We start from the raw sequence: 3,257 nt of genomic DNA on the forward strand, positions 1-3,257 counted from the left end.
GACGATCCCGCCGCTGAGGTTGCGGTAGGCCACCCGCGACCAGCCGACCTCCTGCATCCGTCGCGCCAGCGCCTCCTGGTCCGGCCACTGGCGGATCGACTCCGCGAGGTACACGTAGGCGTCCGGATCGGCGGAGACCGCCCGAGCCACCGGCGGGAGGGCCCGCATGAGGTACTCGACGTAGAGCGTGCGGAAGGGACCCCAGGTGGGGGTCGAGAACTCGCACACCACGAGCCGGCCACCGGGCCTGGTCACCCGCAGCATCTCGGCGAGCGCTGCCTTGGTGTCCACCACGTTGCGCAGACCGAAGGAGATCGTCACGGCGTCGAAGGAGGCGTCGGCGAAGGGGAGCCGCGTGGCGTCGCCTGCGGTGAAGGGCAGGTCGGGCCGGCGCGCCTTGCCGACGGCGAGCATGCCCACCGAGAAGTCGCACGGGACCACGCGCACGCCTGCGGCGTCGAAGGGCTCGCTCGAGGTCCCTGTCCCGGCGGCGAGGTCGAGGACCGTCTCCCCTGCCGTCGCGCCCACGGCGCGGACCGTCGCGGTGCGCCAGCGCCGGTCCTGGCCGAGGGAGATGACGTCGTTGGTGACGTCGTACCGCCGGGCGATCGCGTCGAACATCGCCGCGACCTCGTGGGGCTTCTTGTCCAGGCTGGCTCGCATCGGGCAAGTCTGACAGGCGCTCGGGCCGGGGCGAGCCGATCGGTGCGGGCGATCTACGCTGTACAGCGATGAACGACGCCGCTCCCACCTCGCACGGTGCGCCGACCCCCGCCGATACCGGGATCGCGGCGCTCCCGTCCCCCCTCGTGGCCCGGACCGTCGCCGTCGACCCGGGCTCCCTCCCGGCGGACCTGCTCCGCCTGCTGCCGGCCTCCGGCGGCATGAGCTGGGTGCGCCGCGGCGACGGTCTGGTGGCCTGGGGCGAGGTGGCCAGGGTCCGTACCGACGGCACGACGCGGTTCGCCGACGCTGAGCGCGCCTGGCAGGTCGCCATGGCGCATGCCGTGGTCCGCGACGAGGTCCAGCTCCCCGGCACGGGACTGGTCGCCTTCGGGTCCTTCGCCTTCTCCGCCTCCTCCCCCGCCGGCGGGGCGCTCGTCGTGCCGGCGGTCGTCGTCGGACGACGCGGCGAGACGGCATGGCTGACGACCATCACGGCCGCGGGCGTCCCTGCCGCGACCGAGCACCTCCTCGAGGTCGAGCAGGACCCGCGCTCCCCCGGCGCCCTCGAGACAGCGGACGGCGCGCTGGACGCCGACGGCTGGCGGGCGGCGGTCTCGCGGGCGGTGGCGGCGATCCGGTCGGGAGGGGTCGACAAGGTCGTCCTGGCCCGCGACGTCGTCGTCACGACGAGCGAACCGCTGGACCGCCGCTGGTTGCTCCGCCGGCTGTCGGCCGAGTACTCCTCCTGCTGGACGTTCAGCGTCGACGGACTGGTCGGCGCGACTCCTGAGCTGCTGGTGCGCAGCGAGAAGGGGCTGGTCACCTCGCGGGTGCTGGCCGGGACGATCCGCCGCACCGGAGACGACGACGCGGACATGGCGCGCGCGGCGATCCTCGCGCACTCCTCCAAGGACCTCGAGGAGCACGAGTACGCCGTCGCATCGCTGACCAAGGAGCTCGAGCCCTTCTGCTCCTCGACGAACGTCCCCGAGACGCCCTTCGTGCTGCACCTGCCGAACGTCCTGCACCTGGCGACGGACGTCACCGGGGTGCTCGCCGACCACGAGCGTCATGTCACGAGCCTGGCGCTCGCCCAGGCGCTGCACCCGACGGCCGCCGTGGCCGGGACCCCGACCCCGGATGCCGTCGCGCTCATCGAGGAGCTCGAGCAGATGGATCGCGGTCGCTATGCGGGCCCGGTCGGCTGGCTCGGCGCCGACGGCGACGGCGAGTGGGGCATCGGGTTGCGCTCGGCGGAGCTCGACCCGCACGACCCGCACCGGATCCGGCTCTTCGCCGGCTGCGGGATCGTCGCGGCGTCCTCCCCCGATGCCGAGCTCGCCGAGTCCGAGGCGAAGCTCGAACCCATGCGGTACGCGCTGGGCTCCTGAACCACGAGGGCCCCGTCACCGGAGAAGAGGCGGTGACGGGGCCGTCGGGTCGGGGCCGGTTCAGCCTTACCGGCCCCCGGGGAACGGCAGGTTCGGCGTGCCGTTCGGGTCGCTGCTGCTGTACGGGTCGGTCGCTCCCTCCTCGCTGCTCGCGGTCTGCACCTCGCTCAGCGCAGCGAAGGTGACCGGGACGGAGATCGCCGTGCCGTCGCGGACGACGGTCAGCGTGGTCGTCGCACCGGAGGGCTGCTCACGGACGAAGCCCGTCAGCGACTCGGCCCCGCTGACCGTGTCCTCGCCGATCGCCACGATGACGTCCCCGACCTGGAGACCCGCCTCGGCGGCAGGCGTGCCGTCGCTCACCGACTCGATCTTGGCGCCGAGCCGCGTGGTGCCCTCGACGGTGACCGTGCCGTCGGAGAGCGAGACCCCGAGGTAGGCGTGGTCGGCCGTCCCCGTCTCGATGAGCTCGGCCGCGGTGCGGTCGACGAGATCGGAGGGGATCGCGAAGCCCAGGCCGATCGAGCCCGACGAGGACCCGCTGGACAGGGTGGCGATCGACGAGGTGATCCCGATCACCTCGCCAGAGGCGTTGAAGAGCGGCCCGCCGGAGTTGCCCGGGTTGATCGCGGCGTCGATCTGGATCGCGTTGGTCACGATCGTGTCGGTGCCCTCCGATGTCGAGACCGGGCGGTCGAGCGCCGAGACGATCCCGGTGGTCACCGTGCTGTCCAGGCCGAGCGGGTTGCCGACGGCCATGACGGGCTCCCCGACGGCGACGGACGAGGAGTCGCCGATCACGGCGGGGCTCAGGTCGCTCGGCGGGTCGGTGATCGCCAGGACGGCGAGGTCGGTCGTGGGGTCGGTGCCGACGACCGTCGCGGAGTAGATCCGGCCGTCGGAGAGGGTGACGGTGATCCCGTCGGCGGTGGCGCCGGAGATCACGTGGTTGTTGGTGACCACGTGCCCGTCCTCGTCGATGATCACGCCGGAGCCCGTCGCCGCGCCGCTGTCCGTCTGCACGTCGATCGCCACGACCGAGGGACGCACCGCGGCGGCGACCGCCTCCCAGTCGGGGTCGTCCGAGGTCGATCCGCTCACCGGCACCGAGGTCGTGGCAGTGGTGCCGAGGCTCGCGATGGACACGGTGGTCGCAGTCGACGTCCCGTCGACCGCGTGCAGCAGGCCGACCGTGCCGAC

3 protein-coding genes are annotated in these 3,257 nt (G+C 73.0%); 1 reads left to right on the forward strand and 2 read right to left on the reverse strand.

What is annotated here, in order from left to right; translation table 11 throughout:
* Positions 1 to 663 (reverse strand): demethylmenaquinone methyltransferase (locus ABWK99_RS15050; RefSeq protein WP_372595509.1); only part of this gene is annotated, 663 nt, incomplete at its 3' end.
* A gap of 68 nt (positions 664 to 731) precedes the next feature.
* On the opposite strand from ABWK99_RS15050, the gene ABWK99_RS15055 reads away from it, so the two are divergent.
* On the forward strand, positions 732 to 2,057 hold the full coding sequence (locus ABWK99_RS15055; protein ID WP_372595510.1) for an isochorismate synthase MenF: 1,326 nt from the start codon (positions 732 to 734) through the stop codon (positions 2,055 to 2,057).
* Between the two features lie 66 nt (positions 2,058 to 2,123).
* Here ABWK99_RS15055 and ABWK99_RS15060 read toward each other — a convergent pair.
* The coding region (locus ABWK99_RS15060; protein WP_372595511.1) for a S1C family serine protease at positions 2,124 to 3,257 on the reverse strand (1,134 nt) is incomplete at its 5' end.

The sequence above is a fragment of the Actinotalea sp. genome (assembly GCF_041597215.1).
GTDB lineage: Bacteria > Actinomycetota > Actinomycetes > Actinomycetales > Cellulomonadaceae > Actinotalea.

Coding starts and splice junctions, on each gene's coding strand:
- ABWK99_RS15055 (WP_372595510.1), top strand. CDS start 732: ATGAACGACGCCGCTCCCACCTCGCACGGTGCGCCGACCCCCGCCGAT.